Genomic DNA, 1,033 nt, shown 5'->3' with positions numbered 1-1,033 from the left:
GGCGTAGCCAGGTCATCCGGGCATGCCGGCGGTCCTGTTCGTCGAGAGGGGGGGACGGCCGAGATGCCGCAACAGGCCGGGGATCGCATCGAGGTCAAAGGGCGAAGCTATGTCCGCGGGACCGGCGGCTATTTCGATGTCTCCGTCGAAGATCTCGAATGGCGGGACTACCGGGGGGCGAGCGCGCAGGACGGGGCACCCGATCCCGGCGGCTGGCGGCGCCAGAGGACCATCACGGGACGGGTCTGGCATATGGAGCGTGTCGGCCTGGTGGGCATTCTGGAAGAGCCCGGCTTCATCACCGGGCAGATCTCGATCGGAAGCGCCGGCGAGAATTCCTCCGGCACCAGTACGGTCACACTCGTGGAGAACACCTACGGGAAGCTGTATGCGGAGGACGACGCGCAGCTGATGACCTACATGGTCGTCATGTTGCCCGCCGATGTCTTCGATGCCCTCTGGATCACCCTGATGGCGGGGGAGGCCAACCGGCTGAGCGTTGCCCTGACCGTGGATTTCTATCAGCTGGAGGCGCCGCCTGGGGACGGGTCGCGCTTTACCGAGTTGTTCATGACCTATCAGCGCGACGAGCGCGGAGCGCTCCGCGTCGATCCGGTCGAAGGAAAGGCCATCGAGGCCACGGTCGAGAAGCGCAAACCCGTCGTGTACTCGACGCCGGTGCCGCCGACACCGGCCGCTCCGCCGCCGGTCGAGGTCCTTCGTGTCGCGAGGACCATCAGATGGGCCTTGCCGGCCATCTTCCTGGCCCTCGCGCTGCTCTACATCAAGCTGACGCGATAGGCGGAGCGCCGGACAGCACGGCCTCGGCCTCCCGCACGACCTCCGCGAGCGCGCCCGGCGCGAAGGGCGACACCAGGCCCGCCGACTTCACCAGCTCCTGGAAGGGCGCCGAGCCCCCGCGCGCGCATAGCGCCACATAGTCGTCGAGCGCCGCCTTCGGGTCGTGCAGCGACTTCACCCAGAACTGCAGCGCGCAGCAGAGCGCCAGCGTGTAGTCGATGTAGTAGAAGGG

At 67.4% G+C, this 1,033-nt stretch carries 2 protein-coding genes; one reads left to right on the top strand and one right to left on the bottom strand.

The window, feature by feature from the left end; all coding sequences use genetic code 11:
• On the top strand, positions 1-801 hold an 801-nt coding region (locus AC1DWF_RS32500), incomplete at its 5' end, for a hypothetical protein (protein ID WP_476842638.1).
• Here AC1DWF_RS32500 and AC1DWF_RS32495 read toward each other — a convergent pair.
• The coding region (locus AC1DWF_RS32495) for a hypothetical protein (RefSeq protein ID WP_476842637.1) at positions 785-1,033 on the bottom strand (249 nt) is incomplete at its 5' end. The two genes, AC1DWF_RS32500 and AC1DWF_RS32495, sit on opposite strands and share 17 nt — an antisense overlap.

This window comes from Aminobacter sp. P4_D5 (genome assembly GCF_056401815.1).
Note: the sequence above shows the minus strand (reverse complement) of the source record. Positions and strands in the feature narration are given on the sequence as shown.